The organism is Stenotrophomonas sp. CASM114, from assembly GCF_049384325.1.
GTDB lineage: Bacteria > Pseudomonadota > Gammaproteobacteria > Xanthomonadales > Xanthomonadaceae > Stenotrophomonas > Stenotrophomonas muris.
In genome coordinates this window covers 1-20,602 of the sequence record NZ_JBMRGJ010000018.1, presented here as the reverse complement: position 1 = coordinate 20,602, position 20,602 = coordinate 1, and the positions used below count along the sequence as shown (strand labels likewise).

The window sequence follows — 20,602 nt, the reverse complement described above, 5'->3', positions numbered from 1 at the left end:
GGAATGGTGGGCCGGGCCTGTGACCACAGGCCGCAACTTCATGCTCTGTCCACTGCGGTTCAGCCAGAATCGGTCGGCTAACCCTTTGATCTACCGGAGAACGCCGCCCCATGGATGTACTGGAGCCGCAACAATCCCCGGTGCGCACCCTTCGGCCTGTGTTCGCCTTCGCGGCGATCGTTGTCGTGGCGTTCGCGCTGTTCGTCAGCCTGTTTCCGCTCGGTGCGGGCCGCCTGCTGGTCAAGGCGCAGGACTGGGCCGCACTCAATGTCGGCTGGTACTACCTGCTGGCGATGACCCTGTACTTGGTGTTCGTGGTCGGTGTGGCGCTGTCCAAGTATGGTGGCATCAAGCTCGGCGCCGACCATGATGAGCCGGAGTTCAGTTATCTTTCCTGGGCCGGCATGCTGTTCGCCGCCGGCATCAGCATCACCCTGTTCTTCTTCTGCGTCTCCGAACCGCTGACCCACTACCTGCAGCCGCCGCAGGGCGAACCGGCGGCGGGCGAGGCCGGCGCGCGCCAGGCCATGCAGCTGCTCTTCCTGCACTGGGGCCTGCATGGCTGGGGCGTGTTCGCACTCGCAGCGATGGCGATGGCCTACTTCGCCTATCGCCACAACCTGCCGCTGGCGCTGCGCTCGGCGCTGTATCCGCTGATCGGCAAGCGCATCAACGGGCCGATCGGCTACACCGTGGACGCGCTGGGCATTGTCGCCACCGTATTCGGCATCGGCGCCGACATGGGCTTCGGCGTGCTGCACCTCAACGCGGGCCTGTCGCACCTGTTCAACATCCCGCACTCCAACCTGGTGCAGATCATCCTGGTGGTCAGCATGATGGGCGCGGCGGTGGCCGTCGCGGTTTCAGGCGTGGAGAAGGGCGTGCGCTGGATGGCCAACATCAACATGCTGCTGGCGATCGCGCTGGTGCTGTTCATGCTGTGCGCCGGCCCCACCCAGTACCTGCTGAGTACGCTGATGCAGAACCTGGGCGACTACCTGGGCAGCGTGGTCGGCAAGAGTTTCGATGTGTACGCCTATGGCGGCCGGCCGGAATGGCTGGGCGGTTGGACGGTGTTCTACTGGGCCTGGTGGATCGGCTGGGCGCCGTTCGTCGGCCTGTTCATCGCGCGCATCTCGCGTGGCCGCACCATCCGCGAATTCGTGTTCGGCGTGCTGCTGATCCCGCTGGGCTTCACCCTGGCCTGGCTGTCGATCTTCGGCAACAGCGCGCTGGACCAGGTGCTGCACCACGGCCAGCAGCAGCTGGCGCAGCTGGCGGTGGATGACCCACCGACCGTGCTGTATGCACTGCTGGATGGCTACCCGTGGAGCCGCACGGTGATCGCGGTGACCGTGCTGGTCAGCTTCATCTTCTTCGTGACGTCGGCTGATTCGGGGGCGGTGGTGTTGTCCACGCTGTCCTCGCACGGCGGCGCGCCGGAGGATGATGGTCCGCGCTGGCTGCGCGTGTTCTGGGGCACGGTGATCGCGGTGCTGACCGCCGGGCTGCTGCTGGCCGGCAGCATCGATGCACTGAAATCGGCGGTGGTATTGGCCTCGCTGCCGTTCTCGGCGGTGCTGCTGCTGATGATGTGGGGCCTGACCCGCGCCTTCAGTGACGAATCGCACCGCAAGCGCGCGCTGCAGTACCGGCCCTCGCCGCTGATCGGTGACGATCGCCACCATCAGGGCTGGCGCCAGCGCCTGAGCCAGGCCATGCACTTCCCGGTGCGCGACCAGGTCTACCGCTTCATGGATGACACGGTGAAGCCGGCGATGGAAGCGGTGGCCGAACAGCTGCGCGGGCAGGGCTGGGACGTCGCCACGCGCTTCGAGGCCGGCGACATGGAGCTGACAGTGAACCATGGCGAGCAGCAGGATTTCCTGTACCGGGTGATCCTGAGTGGCTACCTGACCCCGTCGTTCGCCGCGCAGCAGCTGCGCAACCAGCGCTACTACCGCGCGGAAGTGCATCTGTTCGAAGGCAGCCAGGACTACGACCTGGTCGGCTACAGCCGCAAGCAGATCATCAACGACATCATCAGCCAGTACGAACGGCACCTGCAGTTCCTGCACCTGAGCCGGTAATACACGACCGCCGGGCATTCCCCCGGCGGTCGGTGGATTCGATGGTAGTGCCGGCCGCTGGCCGGCAACGCGAACGGGGCGGCCCATCACCGCCGCCCCGTTGGCCCATCAGAACCGGTAGCGCGCCCCCAGCGAGACGAACTGCCCGCGCAGGTTGTACTGGCTGATGTCGAAGCCGTTGGAGCCACCGGCCGGGTCGAACGGCGGATCCTTGTCGGTCAGGTTCAGCACCGACAGCGACAGCGTGGTGTTGGGAATACCTTCGTAGGCCACGTACAGGTCCAGCTGGTGATACGGCTTGATGCGGTCGCGCAGGCCCGGGTTGCTGGTCGCCGTCGCCACACGCTGGTCATAGCCGCTCACGTACTGCAGGCTCAGCGTGCTGCTCCAGTCGCCCACCGCCCAGTTCAGCGAGGTGGTGCCGCGGGTGCGCGGCAGTGCGCCGTGGCGGTTGTTGCCGGCGCCGTCATACGGTGCCTGGCCGGCCACCAGCGGCTGCTTGAAGCTGAGCAGGTGGGTCCAGCTGCCGGCCACGGTGAAGTTGCCCCAGCCCTCGGTGCGGAAGGTGTGGTTGGCATCCAGGTCCAGCCCGGAGGTGGTCAGTTCGCCCTGGTTGGCGTACTGGTTGGTGATGAACTGGATGCGCCCCTGCGCATCACGCTGTACACGGCCGGGGAACAGCGTCGGGTTGTCGACGATGAACTGCGCGCTGTCCGGCTTGACCAGGTTGTCCTGCTCGATGCGGTACCAGTCCAGGCCGATGCTGGTATCGCCATCCGGCGACCACACCGCGCCCACGTTGAAGTTGCGCGAGCGTTCGGCCTTCAGGTCCGGGTTGCCGGTGCGGATGTTGGTCACGCCACGGCTGCCACCGGGCTGCAGCGGATCCAGCGGATCGATCACCGAGCCGTAGCTGACGGTCTGGCCCGGCGCGATTTCCGGCAGCGAGGGGGCGCGGAAGCCGCGCGAGAACGAACCGCGCAGCAGCAGGCTGTCCAACGGCTGCCAGCGCAGCGCCAGCTTCGGCGAGAACGCCTTGCCGAAATCATCGTAGTGGTCGCCGCGACCAGCCACCTGCAGCTCAAGCGTGCGGTGCAGCGGCACGCTCAATTCGGCGTAGGCGGCGCTGACCTGACGCTCGCCGTTGACCACGTTGATGGCCGGACGCAGTTCGGTGCCCGACAGCACCTGTGCGCTGGTGCGCGCATCCAGTGACTCCTTGCGGAACTCGGCACCCCAGGCGAAGCCGACCGCACCGGCCGGGAGGTCCCACAGCGAGGTCGAGGCCTTGACGTTCAACGCGTGCAGCTTGTACCAGCCTGGCCGCTTGGTCTGCAGGCGCAGTGCATCCAGCGCGCCCGGCGTGGCGGACGGGTTGAGGAAGTTGTAACTGCCATCGCGCAGGATCTGTTCGAACGCGTAGCGGTTGACGAAATTGTCGACGTACTCGCGCTGCGCGCTCTGCGAGGTCAGCGCCGCCACTTCCCAGTCCCAGCGCTCGCCGCTGCCACGCACGCCGGCCAAGGCGCGGTAGAACACCTGGGTGTTGTCCTTCAGGCGCGGGCCGAGGTCGAAGAACGTGTACTCGAACGGCAGCGGCGTGCTGCCCGGGTTGTTCGGGTGGCCGACCGGCAGCACCGCCGGCACGTCGATAAGCGTGCCGGTGGCCGGGTTGTAGGCACGCAGGCCAGGGCCCACGGTGAGCGGCGCGCTGAAGATCTGGTCGGCCTTGTTGTGGCTGTACAGCACATCGGCGAAGGCTTCGACGCTGTCGTTGAAGCGGTAGGTCGCGCTCAACGACGCCTGCAGGCGCTCGGCGCCGGGCTGCAGGGTCTTGAACGGCTGCGCGTTGAAGGCGCAGGCCTGGCCGGGCAGGGTGCTGCCGAAGTCGCTGTACGGGCGCAGCTGGCTGCCGTCGGGGCAGTTGGCGAACGGCTGCGGCGCGCGTGGGTTGGACAGCCAGTTGCCACCGGCGGTGGACCAACCGGCCAGGCGGCCGCCGGGCTTGTCGCGGAAATCGCCGCTGCGGGTGTAGGCACGCTGGTCGGCGTCGAGGCGATCACGCTTGAGCAGGTCCAGCCCGAACAGCACGTTCCAGCCCTGCTGTTCGAGGTCACCGAAGCCAGCCAGCAGGTTGGCCTTGCGCTCGTTCAGGCCGCCCTGGGTGGCGGTACCGAAGCCGCCGCCGACTTCCACGCCCTGGAAGTTCTTTCGCAGGATGATGTTGATGACGCCGGCGATGGCATCGGAACCGTACACCGCCGAGGCGCCATCCTTCAGCACTTCGATGCGTTCCACTGCGCTGATCGGCAGCGCGTTGAGGTCGACGAAGGTGTCCTGGGTGTTGAGCGCGAAACCGAAGTTGGAGACGCGGTAGCCGTTGACCAGCACCAGCGTGTTCTTCGGAGACAGGCCGCGCAGGCCGATCGATGCAGAACCGGCGGCGAAGCTGCCGGTGTACTGCTCGTCGAAACTGTTGCCGGCATTGGCCGACAGGTTGCGCAGCACGTCGGTGAGGGTGGAGCGACCGGTCTGCTCGATCTGTTCGCGGCTGACGATCTGCACCGGGTTCGGCCCGGCGGTGTCGCTGCGCTTGATGTTGGAGCCGGTCACCAGCACGGTGCCCAGGGTGGTGCTGTCCTTGCCGGCATCGGCGGTTTCAGCGGCGCCGGCAGCGCCGGCGGTGAGGCCCAGCGCGATCGCGCCGGCAAGCAGGTTCAGGGTGGTGCGGTACATGGAAGCGACAACGCCGAACGGGGGAGGAGCCGTCAGTACCGCATGCAGGCAAGTACGCCTTCCAATGACGAAAGCGCATTCAGTTATACATCACAGGTTCTTAACGAACCGACTCGATGGGTGCGGACCGTTGGTCCGCACTCCTCCCGGGGGTCAGGTCCCTTTCCAGCGGAAAGGGATCTGACCCCGGTTGTCCTACCCTCAAGGCCGCAGCAGCACCTTGCCATTGCGGCCAGAACCGGCGCCCGCCTTTGCCGCCTGGGCGATGTCGTCCAGTGCGAAGATCTTCTCCACCGGCAGGGTCAGTTCGCCGCTGGCCGCACGCTTCAGCAGCTCGCCGACCAGCCGGCGCTTGTCCTCCACCGCCATCGCCTGGCTGACTTTGCTGCCCCAGAAGCCCTTCACCGTGGCCTCCTTGTAGATCAGGCCACCGGCGGGAATGCGCATCGGCTCGCCGCTCATCACCCCGAACGACACCAGGGTGCCGTGGTGGCCGAGCAGGTCGACCAGGTCACCGCTGGCGTCGCCGCCGATGGAATCCACCGCGGCCGCGGCCTGTGCTTCGCCAGTCGCTTCACGCACGCGATCCTTCCAACCCTCAACCGAGGTGTCGAACACATGATCGATGCCCAGCGCCTGCAACTGCGCGACCGCATCGGCATTGCGCACCAGGTTGGCCACATGCACGCCACGCGCCCGCGCCAGCATCGCCAGCGACTTGCCCACCGCGCCGTTGGCGGTGTTCTGCACGATCCACTGGCCTGCTTCGACGTGCAGGAATTCCAGCAGCATCAGCGCGCTCAGCGGCATGGCGATCAGCTGCGCGGCCATTTCGTCGGGGATCGCCTCGGGCATCGGAATCACCATGCGTGCCGGTGCAATGAACGCTTCGGCCCAGGTGCCATGCACCGAGGCGGCGGCCACCCGCTGGCCGATCTGCAGGCCGTCGACCCCTTCGCCGAGTGCATCGACCACGCCCAATGCTTCACTGCCACCGATCGCCGGCAGTGTCGGCTTGTAGCCGTAGAGGCCGCGCACGGTCAGCAGGTCGTGATTGTGGATCGAGGCCAGCACGGTGCGGATGCGCACCTCGCCGGGGCCGGGCTCGGGGAGGGTGGCATCGGCAATGGCGAGGACGTCGGCCGGGTTGCCGAAGGAAGGGTACTGGGCAGCGCGCATGGGCGGTGTTCCGCGGAAAGTTGATGTTGTACCGAACTGGGGACGCAGGCGCTGTCGACAAGGCGCCGCAGGTGCAACACGGCATCCTGCGACTGATCGTCGCGGCATGTCGTGATTGCCGCATCTTGTGTTGACGGTTCCGATTATCCCCACTATGTTGTGGTCGTCACTCCCGGTCAGCCGCCGCCGCCGGACACGCAGCAAACGTCCCGCGGCCCGCCCCTGAAGGCTTGCCGTGTCGACGCGGCCGCCATCGTGCGGACCCAGATCGCCCCCACGGCCCGGATACCGGCCGCAGGCGCAGGCTGTTGCCGACGATCTGGTGTTCCCGCGCTTTGGCATCCCACCCCGACCGCCCCGTGCGCCGGTATCGCGTGCAGGGCCGCCATGGCATCGACCGCCAACGCGCGTGCGAGCCTGGAGCTTCACCACCATGACCGACAGTACCTTCCGCGTGGCCGATCTGGCCGGCGCTGGCGACGCCTTGCGCGCCGGTGGCGAGCGCGTGCCGACCTGGATCACCAAGGAGGCCGGCAACCGCCGCCTGCCATTCGACGCCGAGCGCCTGCAGCGCAGCATCGATGCGGTGCACGCCGAGTTCCCGCAGCTGGATGTGAGCGACTACCGCCGCGTGGTGCAGGCAATGGTCGAGCGCAAGCCCAGCATCAGCGCCGATGACCTTGTCGATCTGCTGATCCGCGAGGCCGAATCGCGCGTGGACCTGGTCGCGCCGGAGTGGGAGCAGTTTGCCGCGCGCATCTACCTGCGCCGCCTGTACAAGCGTGCCAGCCGCAACCGCTTCTACGATGTCGGCCTGAAGTACGGCTCCTACGTGGGCCTGCAGGAAAGCCTGGCTGACCGCGGCATCTACAGCAACGACATCCTGCGCTGCTACTCGAAGGAAGAACTGCAGCAGGCCGGCGGTATGATCGACCCGGAACGCGACCGCCTGTTCGCCTACAACGGCCTGTACCTGCTGGCCACGCGCTATCTGGCCAGCGACCGCAGCCGCGAGGTCTATGAGCTGCCGCAGGAGCGTTGGCTGACCATCGCGCTGTACCTCATGCAGGAAGAAAAGCCGCGCGAGCGGCGCATGCAGCTGGTCGGCGAGGCGTACTGGGCGCTGTCCAACCTGTACATGACGGTGGCCACGCCGACCCTGGCCAACGCCGGCAAGGTCGGGGGGCAACTGTCCAGCTGCTTCATCGACACGGTGGACGACAGCCTGCAGGGCATCTATGACTCCAATACCGACATCGCCCGCGTGTCCAAGCACGGCGGCGGCGTGGGTGCCTATCTGGGCTATGTGCGCAGCAGCGGCGCGCCGATACGGGGCGTGCCCAATTCCTCCGGCGGCGTGGTGCCGTGGATCAAGCAGCTCAACAACACCGCAGTTTCGGTCGACCAGCTTGGCCAGCGCAAGGGCGCGGTGGCGGTGTACCTGGACATCTGGCACCGCGACATCGAAGCCTTCATGGACCTGCGCCTCAACAACGGCGACCAGCGCCTGCGCGCGCATGATGTGTTCACCTCGGTGTGCGTGCCGGACCTGTTCATGGAAGCAGTCGAACGCCGTGCCGACTGGTACCTGTTCGACCCGCACGAGGTGAAGCAGGCCAAGGGCTGGTACCTGCAGGACTTCTACGACGAGAAGCGCGGCGCGGGCAGCTTCCGCGACCGCTACGCCGAACTGGTGGCCGACGAGCGCATCAGCCGGCGCACGGTGAAGGCGATCGATCTGTTCAAGCGGATCATGCTCAGCCAGCTGGAGACGGGCAACCCGTTCCTGTTCTACCGCGACGAGGTCAACCGCCGTAACCCGAACAAGCACGCCGGCATGATCTATTCCAGCAACCTGTGCACCGAGATCCTGCAGAACATGAGCCCGACGCGGATGATCCAGGAGATCGTCAGCGGCGACCAGATCGTCACCACACGCCGCGCCGGCGACTTCGTGGTCTGCAACCTGTCTTCGATCAACCTCGGCCGCGCGATCCATGCGCCGGATGACCTGCTGGCCACCGATGTGCTGGAGCGCCTGATCCCGATCCAGGTGCGCATGCTGGACAACGTGATCGACCTCAACGCACTGCCGGTGCCGCAGGCCACGATCACCAACCGCAAGTACCGCGCCATCGGACTGGGCACGTTCGGTTGGCACCACCTGCTGGCGCAGCAGGCGATCCAGTGGGATTCACCGGATGCCGAACAACTGGCCGACCGCCTGTATGAGCGCATCAATTTCCTGACCATCCAGGCCAGCGCGCAACTGGCGAAGGAAAAGGGCAGCTATCCGATGTTCACCGGCAGCGATTGGCACAACGGGCGTTACTTCCGTGACCGCGACTACACTGGCGCCGCATGGGACAGCCTGGCGCGCGAGGTCGCCACGCACGGCCTGCGCAACGGCTGGCTGCTGGCGGTCGCGCCGAACATGAGCACCGCGCAGATTGCCGGCTCCACCGCGTCGATCGACCCGATCTACAGCGCGTTCTACTACGAGGAAAAAAAGGACTTCCGGCGGCCGGTGGCAGCGCCGGGGTTGTCGCTGGAAACCTGGCCGTACTACGAGAAGGGGGCGTACAAGGTCGACCAGTTCGCCAGCGTGCGCCAGAACGCGCGTCGCCAGCGCCATGTTGATCAGTCGATCAGCTTCAACCTGTACGTGCCCAGCACGATCCGCGCCAGCACCCTGCTGGAGCTGCACCTGAGCGCCTGGCGCGAGGGCCTGAAGACCACCTACTACGTGCGCTCCAACGACATCGACATCAGCGAATGCGAATGGTGCTCCAGCTGATCAATGGTAGTGCCGGCCGCTGGCCGGCAACCCCGCGATCTTCGGTAGTGCCGGCCGCTGGCCGGCAACCCCGCGATCTTCGGTAGTGCCGGCCGCTGGCCGGCAACACGATAGAAAGAGAACGAAGGCAGAAAACCATGGCAACCCCCCTCGACCGCATCAAGATCCTCGAACCGCGCCATCCCAACCGCAGCACCGGCATCATCAACGGCCGCACCAGCGGCATCCTGAACTGGAATGACATCCCGTACCCGTCGTTCTATCGGGCCTACAAGGAGCTGTCGACCAACTTCTGGATCCCCGACGAAGTCGACATGAAGGCCGACGCGCGCCAGTACGGCGAGCTGTCCGGGCGCGAAAAGAACGCCTACGACTCGATCATCGGCCTGCTGGCCACGCTCGACTCACCGCAGACGCGCTTCATCTACAACGTGGCCGAGTACATCACCGACCCGGCCGCGCATGCCAATGCCGCGATCATCGGCCAGCAGGAAGTGATCCACAACGAGAGTTACAGCTATGTGCTGGCCTCGATCACCGACCTGCCGAACCAGAACCGCGTATTTGAACTGGCGCGCACCCATCCGACCATCATCAAGCGCAACGCGCCGATCATGGGCGCGTATGACGACTTCATGCGCGAGAAGACCGCCGAGACCCTGTTGAAGTCGCTGATCCAGTCCTCGATCCTGGAGGGCATCAACTTCTATTCCGGATTTGCGTACTTCTACAACATGGTGCGGCAGAACCGCATGACCGGCACCGGCAAGATCATCAGTTTCATCAACCGCGACGAGCTGGCCCATACCAAGTTCATCAGCGAGCTGATCCGCGCCATCATCGGCGAGAACCCGGAGCTGCAGACCAACGAGCTGACCGCCTATGTGCACCAGGCGTTCGAGCACGCCATCGAACTGGAAACCCAGTGGTCATCGGAAGTACTGGACGGCATCGATGGCATCGATGTGGAGGAAATGACGCGCTACGTGAAGTACCGCGCCAACAAGATGGCCGGCATGCTCGGCATCGAGCGGCTGTACAGCGACACCACCGACAACGTGATGCCGTGGATCAAGGCTTACGCCGACAACTTCACCGAAACCAAGACCGACTTCTTCGAGATGCGCAATGCAAGTTACAAGAAGACCAACGTCGACAACGGCTTCGACGACCTCTGAGTCCGGCACGGCGCTGAGCATCCTGCTGGTGGTGGCCTCACTGAGCGGCAACACCCGCGAGCTTGGCCGGCAGATTGCCGAGCGTTGCCGCGCTGCAGGCCATGCCGTGCACTGGCAGGAGGCCGACGACCTGCAGCAGGCGCCGTCCCTGGCGGCCGACGAGGCCGACCTGGTGCTGCTGGGCTGCTGGACCGACAACGCCGGCCGCACGCCTTCGGAGATGAAGGCATGGGTGGCTGGCATCGCCGAGCGCGGCGAGCGGCCGCGGCAGCTGGCGGTGTTCGGTACCGGCGAGACACAGTGGGGGCAGGAGTACTACTGCGGTGCTGTGCACCGGCTGATCCGCTACTTCCACAGCGACTATCCGCCGCTGGAGATCGAACAGATGCCGCATGGAGAGCGCCATGCCGCGGCCATCGAGGCTTGGACCGATGCGGTCCTGGCCCATTACTGGAGCAACAGCGATGCAGATCATCGACGCCACCACGCCTGAGCAGTTCCAGCAGCTGCTGGCCGAACACCCGCGCGTACTGGTGGACTTCCACAAGGACCAGTGCCCGGGGTGCCGGATGCTGGAGATGTCGCTGCACCGGGTGGCCAACAGCGTCGCGGGGCAGGGCACCACGCTGCTGCGCGTGCAGCTGGAGGTGCTGGGCGAGGCGTTCTTCAGGGAACTGGGGCTGCGGCAGACGCCGACGCTCTCGCTGTTCCGTGACGGGGACGAACGTACCCGCCTGGCAGGGTTCCAGTCGCCGCAGCAGATCGAGGCCGCGATTGCGTTGCATTTGTAGAGCCGAGCCATGCTCGGCTGCTGTTCGTGCGGTGTGCGATGAGTCGAGCATGGCTCGACTCTACACAGGCGTCCCTGGTACTTCGCGCTATGCGCCGTTGAGGGTATCCACCAGCAGCTTCACGTTCAACACCACGATGACCAGCGCGATCACCCAGGCGATCGCGCCCAGCCAGCGCGGTGCGACCAGCGCGCCCATCGTCACCTTGTCGGTCACGATCCGTACGAGCGGGATGATCGCGAACGGCAACTGCATCGACAGCACCACCTGGCTCAGCACCAGCAGCTTCACCGCGCCCTGGTCGCCGAACAGCAGGATCACCACCACCACCGGGATGATGGCCAGCGCACGCGTGATCAGCCGACGCAGCCACGGCGGCATTCGCAGGTGCAGGAAGCCTTCCATCACGATCTGGCCGGCCAGCGTGGCGGTCACCGTCGAATTCAGGCCCGAGGCCAGCAGGGCCACCGCGAACAACGTCGCCGCCGCGCCCACACCCAGCATCGGTGCCAGCAGCTGGTGCGCCTGCTCGATGTCTTCCACATCAAATCGGCCATTGGCATGGAACACCGCCGCCGCCAGGATCAGGATGCTGGCGTTGATGAACAGCGCCAGGGTCAGCGCGAGGGTGCTGTCGGTCACCGCCCAGCGCAGCGCACTGCGGCGGCCTTCATCGGTACGTGGGTAGGCGCGGGTCTGCACGATGGACGAATGCAGGTACAGGTTGTGCGGCATCACGGTGGCACCAATGATGCCGATCGCGATGTACAGCGCGTGCGGATCGGTCACCACCTGCGCGCGCGGAATGAAGCCGCCCAGCACCGCCATCACCGGCGGCGCAGCCATCGCGATCTGCACCACGAAGCAGGCGAAGATCACCATCAGCAGCGCGATCACGAAGGCCTCCAGCGCACGGAAGCCGCGGTTCATCAGCAGCAGTACCAGCAATGTATCCAGCGCAGTGATCACCGCACCCCACAACAGTGGCAGGTCGAACAGCAGCTTCAAGGCGATCGCGGTGCCGATCACCTCGGCCAGGTCGCAGGCGATGATCGCGGCCTCGCACAGCGCCCACAGCGCCAGGTTCACCGGCTTCGGGTAACGCGCGCGGCAGGCCTGCGCCAGGTCCATGCCGGTGGCGATGCCGAGCCGCGCCGACAGCGCCTGCAGGATCACCGCCATCAGGTTGGAGATGAGGATGACCGACAGCAGCAGGTAGCCGAAGCGCGAACCGCCGGCGAGGTCAGTGGCCCAGTTGCCAGGGTCCATGTAGCCGACCGAGATCATGTAGCCCGGGCCGAGGAAGGCCAGCAGGCGGAACCACCAATGGCCCTTGTCGGGCACCGCGACCGAGGCGTTGAGCGCACCCAGGCTGGCCGGAGTGGAGGCCGAAGGGTCGCGGGGCGCCAGGGTGTTCATGGGTCCGAATATAGCTCCTGCTATAGTCATTAGCAATGTGAAACAATCGTCTTTATCGTGTGACTGGTCCAGAATTCAGGTTCGAGACCGGATTGCACCGGAAGGGCAGGCGCAGGCGTGGGCAAGACCGACGATTCGACATCGCTGAAAAGCACCCCCTTGATCGAGGCCGAGCGCCAGGTCGAGAGCTTCCGGCAAGTGCGCGAGGCGCACCGGATGGAGCTGGTGGAGGACTATGTCGAGCTGATTTCGGACCTGCTGGCCGACGGCGGCGAGGCCCGCCAGGTCGACATCGCCACCCGTCTGGGCGTGGCCCAGCCCACCGTGGCGAAGATGCTGCGGCGCCTGGCCCGTGATGGCTGGGTGGTACAGCGGCCGTACCGTGGCGTGTTCCTGACCCCGGAAGGCGAGGCGCTGGCCCACGCCAGCCGCCAGCGCCACCAGACCGTGGAGCGTTTCCTGCTGGCGCTGGGCGTGGACGCAGATACCGCGCGGCGCGATGCCGAGGGCATCGAGCACCATGTGAGCGAGCAGACGCTGGCCTTGTTCGAAGCGTTCGTGCGCAAGGCCGAGGGCGAGGCGCCGTAACGGTAGCGCCGGGCCATGGCCTCCGGCCGTTCGCGCGATCCCGGTTTTTGTGGAGCCGGGCCATGCTCGGCTGCCGTTCGCACGGTGATCGAATGCGTCGAGCGTGGCTCGACTCTACAGATCGGGCGGGCAGCGCGCCTGCTGCTGCGCACACGCCCGTTTCATCCATTCCTTCAACACCGGCTGCAGGCCTTCATAGCGCCGGCCTTGCCAGCCGTTGGCCAGCACCGTGCCGTCGGCATCGATCAGTACCAGGTTCGGCGGTGCCAGCCCGGCCAATGCCTGCAGCGCCGGCATGCGCGCGGCGCGGCGCGGGTCCAGCACCGGCCACGGCATGTCCTGCGCGTGCATGTAGCGGCGCAGCGCGCTCTCGCTCTCATCCAGGCTGACGTACACCACTTCGGTATCGGCGCCGGCCTCGCGCAATGCGTCGCGCACGCTGCGCAGCGTGGGGACGAACGCATGGCACGGTGCGCACCAGTCGGCACCGAAGTACAGCGCGACCAGCTTCGGCGGCGGCGACCACTGCATCGGCCGCAGCGAGCGCTGCTCCGGCCGCATCAACGAGGCCGAGACCTGCGCGTGCAGGTCCGCAGCCATCGTCGGTGCGGCCGGCAGCGCGGCACAGGCCAGCAACAGCGCTCGCAGTGCTTCAGAACGCATAGCGCAGGTTGACGTACCACGAGCGCGCGAAGCGCGGCCCGTAGACATAGTCGCTGTCACGCAGCGCGCCCACTTCCAGATCCTTCTGGCGCTGATCGAACACGTTCTTGACGCCTGCGGCCACCGACACTTCCTGCTGCGCCTGTGCGCCCAGATGGCGGTGCCAGCGCGCCCCGAGATCGGTGACCAGGAACGAACGCGTGCGGTGCAGTTCGCCCAACCGGTTGTTCAGCACCGACATCGGCCCGGTATGGCGCAGCGCGACGAAGGTTTCCCACGGTTCGGCCGGCATCCAGCTGAGCTGGGCCAGGCCGGTCCAGCGCGGAGTCTTCAGGTAGTCGCGGCTTTCGATCACGGTGTCGCCACCGTCGCCGCTGTCGTCGAAGACGCGCTGCGGCTCGCGGTAGCGCGAGCGGTACCACGAGGCACCGGCGGTCAGGCGCCACTGCAGCGACGGCTGCCAGCCGAGGTTGGTTTCCGCACCCAGCACGTCCGAGCCGGAGGCGTTGTAACGCAGCTGGCTCAGCTGGCCGTCATCGCCGCGCTGGATCTCGCCCAGCGCGAAGGTATCGCGGATGCGTGCATAGGAGGCGGTAGCATCCCAGCTCCACACCGGATTGGCCGGGTCCGAGCGCCAGTCGAAGCCGAACAGGGTGGTCAACGCGCGCTCTTCCTTCAGGCCATCGGTATTGCGCACGCGTACCTGTTCGCCACCGAGCGTATCGACGTGCACATCCTCAACGAAGATCTCCGGAGCACGGAAGCCGGTGGCAATGCCCGCCCGCCATTTCAGGTTTGGCGTGGCCTGCCAGGCCAGCGCGATGCGCGGCGAGAACACCGCGCTGTCCAGTTCCGAGCTCTTGTCCACGCGTGCACCCAGCACCAGGTCGACGTTGTCGCGCAGGCTCCATTCGTCCTGGATGAACGCGCCCAGGTTGTGGAAGGTCGCATCCTCCAACACCGCAAGACGCTGCCCGTCACCGGTGCGGTTGTCGTCGCGCAGCGCCTCGTGCTTGTACTGCACGCCGAAGGCCAGCGCATGCGCGCCCAGCCGCCAGTTCAACTGGCTGTCGATGTAGTGCAGCGGGTTGTGGGTGCGGCCGTACTGGCGCCACGAACGCGAGGCCGCGCTGCCGGCCACGTTGCGGTCCAGCTGCGACGGGTCATAGCCGGGTGCGGACGGATCGGTGACTACGTCGCCGAGACCGCCGTAGAAGCTGTCGCGGTCGATGTCGGCGAAGGCGTAGGCCAGGCGGAAATCGACGTCGGCAGTGATCTCCTGGTCCCACGACACACTGCCGCGCCGGTATTTCGTATCCAGCGATTCGGCGATGTTGGCCAGGTATCCGGGCTGGTCCAGGCGGTTGCCGCCGCGGCGGGTTTCATCGGTCACCTGCAGGTCCAGGCGCAGCCGCGTACCCGGCGTGGGCGCGTACCAGGCCTGCAGCCCGCCGACCTTGAGGTTCTTTCGGGTGATCTCGGTGTAGCCGTCACCGTTGTAGTCGATGCCGTTGTTCCAGTTGCGCTGGGCAATCATTGACAGGCCGGCGTCTGCGTCCCTGGCCACCAGGTCCAGCCGCAGGTCGGCGTTCTTCTGCGGCGTACCTTCCAGGACATCCACGCCGGCCTGCACATGACCACCACTGCGCGCCGGCAGCGGCGGAATCAGGTTGATCACACCGGCAACCGCACCCGGGCCGTACAGCGCCGAGCCACCGCCCTTGACCACTTCGATGCGGTCGACGAACCCGGCCGGGATCTGTTCCAGGCCGTACACGCTGCCCAGCGTGGACAACAGCGGGATGCCATCGAACAGCAGCTGGTTGTAGGCACCGGGCAGGCCCAGCAGCTGCACTTCGCTGGTGTTGCAGTTCTGGCAGTTGCTCTCCACGCGCAGGCCGTTGATCAGCTCGGCGGCGCGCGAGAAGTCGGTGGCCGCGCGCAGCGCGATGTCTTCCTTGCGCAGCACCTCGGTGCGGATCGGCACGTCCGACAGCAGGCGTTCGCTGCGCGTGGCGGTGCTCACCTTGACCTGCACACGGTCCAGTTCGGTCGGTTTCGGAGTGGCGGCCAGTGCGGGCAGCGGCAGGGTCAGGGCAATGGCGGCGGCCAGGGGCAGCCGATGGAAGAGGGGCGTGGCAACGGGCATGAGGGCGTCGTCCTTGGGGAAAGAAAGGCGGCGAGGGCGACCTGGCTGACGCATATGAAAGCAGTGGCTTATCAATATAGCAAGTGCTATATAATGACGCCGCAGTCATTCCGAGCGGAACGCCGACCGAGCCAGATCATGGCCGTGTTATAACATTACATTTGGCGGCCGCAACCCTGCCTGTGGTCATGCACGGAGGTTGGTGTTGCTGTGTGGTTGGGGTCAGAGCCCTTTCCCTTGGAAAGGGATCCGACCCCGGGGGCGATCGTCAGCCGCGGCGGAACGCGGCGGGCGTGCGGGCGCCGACGATGATCATGCGGATCATCGTGGAGATCTCTTCGATCAGCTCCGGGTCCTTCTCCGGCGGCAGGTCCATGGCGGTGGCACCCATCGCGAACACCAGCCGGGTGATGGCCTTGGCCACCAGTTCCGGGGCATGCAGCACGGCGCCGTCCAGCGCGGCCAGACGCACCAGGTCGTGCTGCAGCTCTTCCTCGAAATAGTGCAGCTCACGTTCGACCGCGTGCTTGAAGTCGTCCGAACCCACCGCGCCTTCGCGCAGCAGTACGTGCAGCAGCTTGTCGTCGGCGCGCAGCTGTTCCATGAAGGTCTCCACCGAAACCCGCACCACGCTGGTGGCGGTGGAGGTGGCGCGCTGGCGGGCCTCGCCGATGATGGTCCGCAGCGAGCGGCCGGCGGCGTCGATCAGCGCCACGGCCAGTTCGTCCATGTCGCGGAACTGCCGGTAGAAGCTGTTCGGCGCGATGCCGGCCTCACGTGCCACTTCGCGCAGGCTGAGCGTGGACAGGCTGCGGTGCGGCCCGATCAGTTTCAGGGCGGCGGCCAGCAGGTCCTCGCGGCTCACCGTACGGCGGGCCGGGCTGTTGGCATCTTCAGGCGTCGACAAGGCGGTGGCGGCGGCCATGGGGGTTCCGGTGGGGCGAGGCTGAATCATACCCAATCCGGTTCAATATACACATGTATACACAGGTGTATGTGCGCCCGTATAGTTCGCCCATGAGCGCTGTCGTCCGTCCGTCCCTGTTCTCTCCGTACCGCTGGGTCTCGCCGTCGCTGTTCGATTTCTGGGCAGGCCAGCTCAATCCCCTGTGGACCCTGCGCGAGCCGGTGGCCCGCCTGGTCCGGCGAGAGCCGGCCGGCGAGGGCGCGGCGACCCTGGTCCTGCGCACCAACCGGCACTGGGCCGGCATGCGCGCCGGCCAGCACGTCACCCTGGGCGTGGAGATTGAAGGGCGCCTGTGGCAGCGCAGCTACAGCCCCACCGCACTGGGTCGGCGCGAGCTGGCGATCACCGTCAAGGCGATCGACGGCGGCCTCGTCAGCCAGCACCTGGTCAACCGCGCGCAGCCGGGCGAACTGTTCCGCCTCGATGCCGCCTTCGGCGAGTTCCACATGCCGGCTGCGGCGCCGGTGTTGCTGCTGGCTGCCGGCAGTGGCATCACGCCGATGCGCAGCCTGTTGCGCGACGCCTGCCAGCGCCCGCTGGCAGCGCCGGTGGACCTGTTCTACTGGGAACGCAGCGCCGCCCACCTGCAGTTCCGTGATGAGCTGCAGGCGTTGGCCGCCAGCCAGCCGAACCTGCGTGTGCATCTGCTGACCACCCGCGAAGGGGATGTGCCCGCCGCACGGATCGATGCCCACGACCTGCAGGTGGCGGGCGATGACACCCCGTTGGCGCAGCGCCATGTGCTGGCCTGCGGCCCGGACGGCTTCGTTGCCGCCGCCCGCGAACGCCTGGCGCACCAGGTCGCCGGTTTCCAGGCGGAAGCGTTCACTCCTCCCGCACCGCTGCGTGACGCCAGCAGTGAAGGGGAGGTCGTGCTGACGCTGGCGCGCAGTGGCCGCCAGCTGAGCGTGCCGCGTGGCAGCTCGCTGCTGGAAAGCCTGGAAGCCCATGGCATCAAGCCCAGGCATGGCTGCCGCATGGGCATCTGCAACACCTGCAGCTGTGACCGCGTCAGTGGCGCCACCCGCCACCTGCGCACCGGCGACCTGCAGTCCGAATCGGCGCAGCCGGTACGGATCTGCGTGAGCGCACCGACCACCGACCTGACCCTGGATCTCTGAGGACGCCTGCCATGACCCGCGCTACCGACCGTGCCCTGAGTACTGCCGAGATGCATGCCTTCGGTGAGGAACTCGACGCGATCCGCGACCGTGTGATCGGCAGCCTCGGCGCCTCCGATACCCGCTACATCCGCCGCGTGGCCGCCGCCGTGCGCTGGTTTGGCGTGGGGGGCCGTGGCCTGCTGTTCCTGGCGGCGTTCTCGCCACTGTTCTGGATGCCGCTGCTGTGGCCGGCCGCGATCACCGGCACGCTGCTGCTGGCGCTGTCTAAGATCCTGGAGAACATGGAGCTGGGCCACAACGTCATGCACGGCCAGTTCGACTGGACCGGCGACCCCAAGCTCAACGGCAATACCTATGAGTGGGACATCGTTGCCACTGCCGACAACTGGCGCAAGACCCACAATTTCCGCCACCACACCTATACCAACGTACGTGGCATGGACGATGACATCGGTTATGGCCTGCTGCGCATCTTCCCGGAGCAGCGCTGGAAGCCGTTCTACCTGCTGCAGCCGATCATCGCGCCGATCTTCGCGCTGCTGTTCCAGTGGGGCGTGGCCGCGCAGGACCTGCGCCTGGGCCGCTGGCTGAAGGGCCGCATCAGCGGCCGTGCGATGTGGATGCAGACCCGCCCGGTGGCGCGGAAAATGGCCCGCCAGGTGCTGAAGGACTACGTGTTCTTCCCGCTGCTGGCCGGCCCGTTCTTCCTCACCGTGATGCTGGGCAACATGGTGGCCAACGGACTGCGCAACATCTGGACCTACGTGATCATCTTCTGCGGCCACTTCACCGCCGAATCGGAAACCTTCCCGAAGGAATGCCTGCGCAATGAATCGCGCGGCCACTGGTACCTGCGCCAGCTGCGCGGTTCATCCAACATCAGCGGCGGCTTCCTGATCAACGTGCTGTCGGGCAACCTCAGCCACCAGATCGAGCATCACTTCTATCCGGATCTGCCGGCCAACCGCTATGCGGCCATTGCCAAGGAAGTGAAGGACATCTGCCGTCGCTACGGCCAGCACTACAACAACGGCTCGCTGCCGCGCCAGTTCGGCCAGGTGGTCTGGCGCATCCTGCGCCACGCGTTCCCGAGCAAGCCGCGCCGCCTGCCGATGTCGGACATCATGTCCGCACCGGCATCGGCCAACGCGGGCTGATCAACTCAGCCCGCCTTCGCCGGCTCCGCCTGCTCGCGGTCCAGGCGGCGCAAGAACACCTGCATTTCCTTGCGTGCCTGCTGGTCGCCCTTGCTGCCGGCCACGCTCAATCCGCGCTGCCAGGCTTCGCGCGCCGCCTGCGGCTGGCCACTGGCCAGCCAGGCCTTGCCCAGCAGCTTCCACGCCGCCGAGTACTGCGGATCAAGCACCACGCAACGGCCCAGATGGGTGGCCGCGCGCACCGGGTTGCCGGCATCCAGCCAGCCCTTGCCCAGGCCGAAGCGCAGCAGCGCGCCGTCCCTGCCGGCGGCGAGCATGCATTCCAGAGCTTCGATGTTCATCCGCGCACCTCCACCAGCAGTTCGGCCGGGCCGGGCTGGAAGCGGCCGCGATGGAACAGCAGCGGCGCGCCGCCGTTCTCGTGCACGTCGATGATGCGGCCGGCCAGCAGCAGGTGATCGCCCACCGGCCACTGTGCGTGGCGGGTACAGGTGAGATGGGCGACCGCACCGGCGATGCGGGGTGGGGCGTCCTCGTCGTCATCCAGCAATGCCAGGCCGTCGAAGCGATTGCGGACCTGCGGATCGGCGAAGCGCCGGGCCAGCGCTTCCTGGTCGGCCGCCAGCACGCTGATTGCAAAGCGGGTGGCGCGCTGGAAGGTGGACAGGCTCTGCGCGTGCAACGCCAGGTTCCACAGCACCAGCGGTGGCTGCAGCGAGACCGGTACGAACGAGTTGATGGTCAGGCCGACCGGCTTGCCCTGTGCATCGCGCGCGCAGACGATGGCCACGCCGGTCGGGAAATGGCCGAGCAGCCGCCGCAGGGCACGCGGCGGCATCTCGACCGACGGCACCGGCGCCGGTGCGGGGAAGACCCCCGCCCACGGCCCGGCGTACGGCACTGTCTCGCCGCTCATGAGGCCCGGGCCTGGCGGTAGCGCCGGCCGACCTCGGCCCAGTTGATGATGTTGAAGAACGCACCGATGTAGTCCGGGCGACGGTTCTGGTAGTGCAGGTAGTAGGCGTGTTCCCAGACGTCCAGCGCGAGGATCGGGGTATTGCCGGACAGGCCCACGGTTGCACCCATCAGCGGGCTGTCCTGGTTGGCGCTGCTTTCGACCTGCAGGCGGCCGTCGCGATCACTGGTCAGCCAGGCCCAGCCGCTGCCGAAACGGGTCTGCGCGGCCTTGCTGAAGGCGTCCTTGAAGGCATCGAAGCCGCCCAGGTCACGGTCGATGGCGGTGGCCAGTTCCTCATCGGGTGCACCACCGTCGGCGCTGAGCACGGTCCAGAACAGGCTGTGGTTGGCGTGGCCACCGCCGTTGTTGCGGACCGCGCCACGCTGCGCCTCGGGCACGGCACCGAGGTTGGCGATCAGCGCCTCGACCGGCTGCTCGGCGATGCCGGCCTGCTCGATGGCGGCATTGAGGTTGTTGACGTAGGCCTGGTGGTGCTTGCTGTGATGGATTTCCATCGTGCGCGCATCGAAGTGCGGCTCAAGGGCGTCGTAGGCGTAGGGGAGCGGGGGAAGCGAGTACGACATCGAAGCAATCTCCGTGGGGAAGGCCAGGGGCTGGCCGTGGGGAGATTGTTATCGCACCTCAACATTGGTTGAGGTCAAGGGGCGGGATTGAAATGCGTGCGCGTTCGTCGCCTTGATTCTTCCTGGCAGGCAGGGGCTGATGGGTCAGCGCAGGACACGCCGTGAACCCATCCATGGGGGCTCGATGGCGCCATCCGTGGCGCCAACGGTCCTGCGCTGACC

17 protein-coding genes are annotated in these 20,602 nt (G+C 66.6%); 8 read left to right on the top strand and 9 right to left on the bottom strand.

Features of this window, described 5'->3' with window-relative positions:
- The first annotated feature begins 110 nt into the window (after window positions 1-110).
- Window positions 111-2,090 carry a choline BCCT transporter BetT gene (gene betT, locus VG566_RS15610; RefSeq protein ID WP_049407437.1) on the top strand — a complete coding sequence of 660 codons (1,980 nt, stop codon included), beginning with the start codon at window positions 111-113 and terminating at the stop codon, window positions 2,088-2,090.
- 108 nt (window positions 2,091-2,198) lie between these two features.
- Here betT and VG566_RS15605 read toward each other — a convergent pair whose 3' ends face one another.
- Window positions 2,199-4,826, bottom strand: a complete 2,628-nt coding sequence (locus VG566_RS15605; RefSeq protein ID WP_197557472.1) for a TonB-dependent receptor domain-containing protein — start codon at window positions 4,824-4,826, stop codon at window positions 2,199-2,201.
- Between the two features lie 201 nt (window positions 4,827-5,027).
- On the bottom strand, window positions 5,028-6,005 hold the full coding sequence (locus tag VG566_RS15600) for a zinc-binding dehydrogenase (RefSeq protein WP_075077108.1): 978 nt from the start codon (window positions 6,003-6,005) through the stop codon (window positions 5,028-5,030).
- Between the two features lie 433 nt (window positions 6,006-6,438).
- Here VG566_RS15600 and VG566_RS15595 point away from each other — a divergent pair, with 433 nt between their 5' ends.
- The 4 genes from VG566_RS15595 (at window position 6,439) to VG566_RS15580 (ending at window position 10,771) form a co-directional block, all read left to right on the top strand.
- Window positions 6,439-8,802: a ribonucleoside-diphosphate reductase subunit alpha gene (locus VG566_RS15595; RefSeq protein WP_032962532.1), complete on the top strand. Its 2,364-nt coding sequence runs from the start codon at window positions 6,439-6,441 to the stop codon at window positions 8,800-8,802.
- A 137-nt stretch (window positions 8,803-8,939) separates the two neighbouring features.
- Window positions 8,940-9,980: a ribonucleotide-diphosphate reductase subunit beta gene (locus tag VG566_RS15590; RefSeq protein ID WP_008267116.1), complete on the top strand. Its 1,041-nt coding sequence runs from the start codon at window positions 8,940-8,942 to the stop codon at window positions 9,978-9,980.
- Between the two features lie 13 nt (window positions 9,981-9,993).
- On the top strand, window positions 9,994-10,473 hold the full coding sequence (locus tag VG566_RS15585; protein WP_041864216.1) for a flavodoxin: 480 nt from the start codon (window positions 9,994-9,996) through the stop codon (window positions 10,471-10,473).
- On the top strand, window positions 10,445-10,771 hold the full coding sequence (locus VG566_RS15580; RefSeq protein ID WP_005409967.1) for a thioredoxin family protein: 327 nt from the start codon (window positions 10,445-10,447) through the stop codon (window positions 10,769-10,771). Before VG566_RS15585 ends, VG566_RS15580 begins: the two co-directional genes overlap by 29 nt.
- Before the next feature lie 87 nt (window positions 10,772-10,858).
- Here VG566_RS15580 and VG566_RS15575 read toward each other — a convergent pair whose 3' ends face one another.
- Entirely contained in the window at window positions 10,859-12,190 is a 1,332-nt protein-coding gene (locus VG566_RS15575) for an Nramp family divalent metal transporter (protein WP_241884018.1), read from the bottom strand.
- Window positions 12,191-12,307: 117 nt separating this feature from the next.
- Here VG566_RS15575 and mntR point away from each other — a divergent pair, with 117 nt between their 5' ends.
- Entirely contained in the window at window positions 12,308-12,778 is a 471-nt protein-coding gene (gene mntR / locus VG566_RS15570) for a manganese-binding transcriptional regulator MntR (RefSeq protein ID WP_014647435.1), read from the top strand.
- 114 nt (window positions 12,779-12,892) lie between these two features.
- On the opposite strand, the gene VG566_RS15565 is transcribed toward mntR, so the two are convergent.
- From VG566_RS15565 to fabR, 3 genes are all read right to left on the bottom strand, one after another.
- Entirely contained in the window at window positions 12,893-13,441 is a 549-nt protein-coding gene (locus tag VG566_RS15565; protein ID WP_241884017.1) for a thioredoxin-like domain-containing protein, read from the bottom strand.
- A complete protein-coding gene (locus tag VG566_RS15560) occupies window positions 13,431-15,590 on the bottom strand; it encodes a TonB-dependent receptor (RefSeq protein WP_241884016.1) in 2,160 nt (719 codons plus the stop codon). Before VG566_RS15560 ends, VG566_RS15565 begins: the two co-directional genes overlap by 11 nt.
- Window positions 15,591-15,858: 268 nt before the next feature.
- Window positions 15,859-16,515 carry an HTH-type transcriptional repressor FabR gene (gene fabR / locus VG566_RS15555; protein ID WP_014647432.1) on the bottom strand — a complete coding sequence of 219 codons (657 nt, stop codon included), beginning with the start codon at window positions 16,513-16,515 and terminating at the stop codon, window positions 15,859-15,861.
- A 92-nt stretch (window positions 16,516-16,607) separates the two neighbouring features.
- On the opposite strand from fabR, the gene VG566_RS15550 reads away from it, so the two are divergent.
- Both VG566_RS15550 and VG566_RS15545 read left to right on the top strand, forming a co-directional pair.
- Entirely contained in the window at window positions 16,608-17,678 is a 1,071-nt protein-coding gene (locus tag VG566_RS15550; protein ID WP_053494485.1) for a ferredoxin reductase, read from the top strand.
- An 11-nt stretch (window positions 17,679-17,689) separates the two neighbouring features.
- Window positions 17,690-18,838: a fatty acid desaturase family protein gene (locus VG566_RS15545; RefSeq protein WP_005413710.1), complete on the top strand. Its 1,149-nt coding sequence runs from the start codon at window positions 17,690-17,692 to the stop codon at window positions 18,836-18,838.
- A gap of 5 nt (window positions 18,839-18,843) precedes the next feature.
- On the opposite strand, the gene VG566_RS15540 is transcribed toward VG566_RS15545, so the two are convergent.
- Genes VG566_RS15540 through VG566_RS15530 form a run of 3 tightly spaced genes read right to left on the bottom strand, consistent with a single transcriptional unit; the run spans window position 18,844 to window position 20,380 of the window.
- A complete protein-coding gene (locus VG566_RS15540) occupies window positions 18,844-19,179 on the bottom strand; it encodes a tetratricopeptide repeat protein (RefSeq protein WP_164165826.1) in 336 nt (111 codons plus the stop codon).
- Complete coding sequence (locus tag VG566_RS15535) at window positions 19,176-19,754, bottom strand: flavin reductase family protein (protein WP_032962524.1); 579 nt, start codon at window positions 19,752-19,754, stop codon at window positions 19,176-19,178. The genes VG566_RS15540 and VG566_RS15535 overlap by 4 nt, the downstream gene beginning before the upstream one ends.
- Window positions 19,751-20,380 (bottom strand): superoxide dismutase, encoded by a 630-nt coding sequence (locus VG566_RS15530; RefSeq protein WP_032962522.1) that lies wholly within the window; start codon window positions 20,378-20,380, stop codon window positions 19,751-19,753. The genes VG566_RS15535 and VG566_RS15530 overlap by 4 nt, the downstream gene beginning before the upstream one ends.
- Window positions 20,381-20,602: the final 222 nt, after the last annotated feature.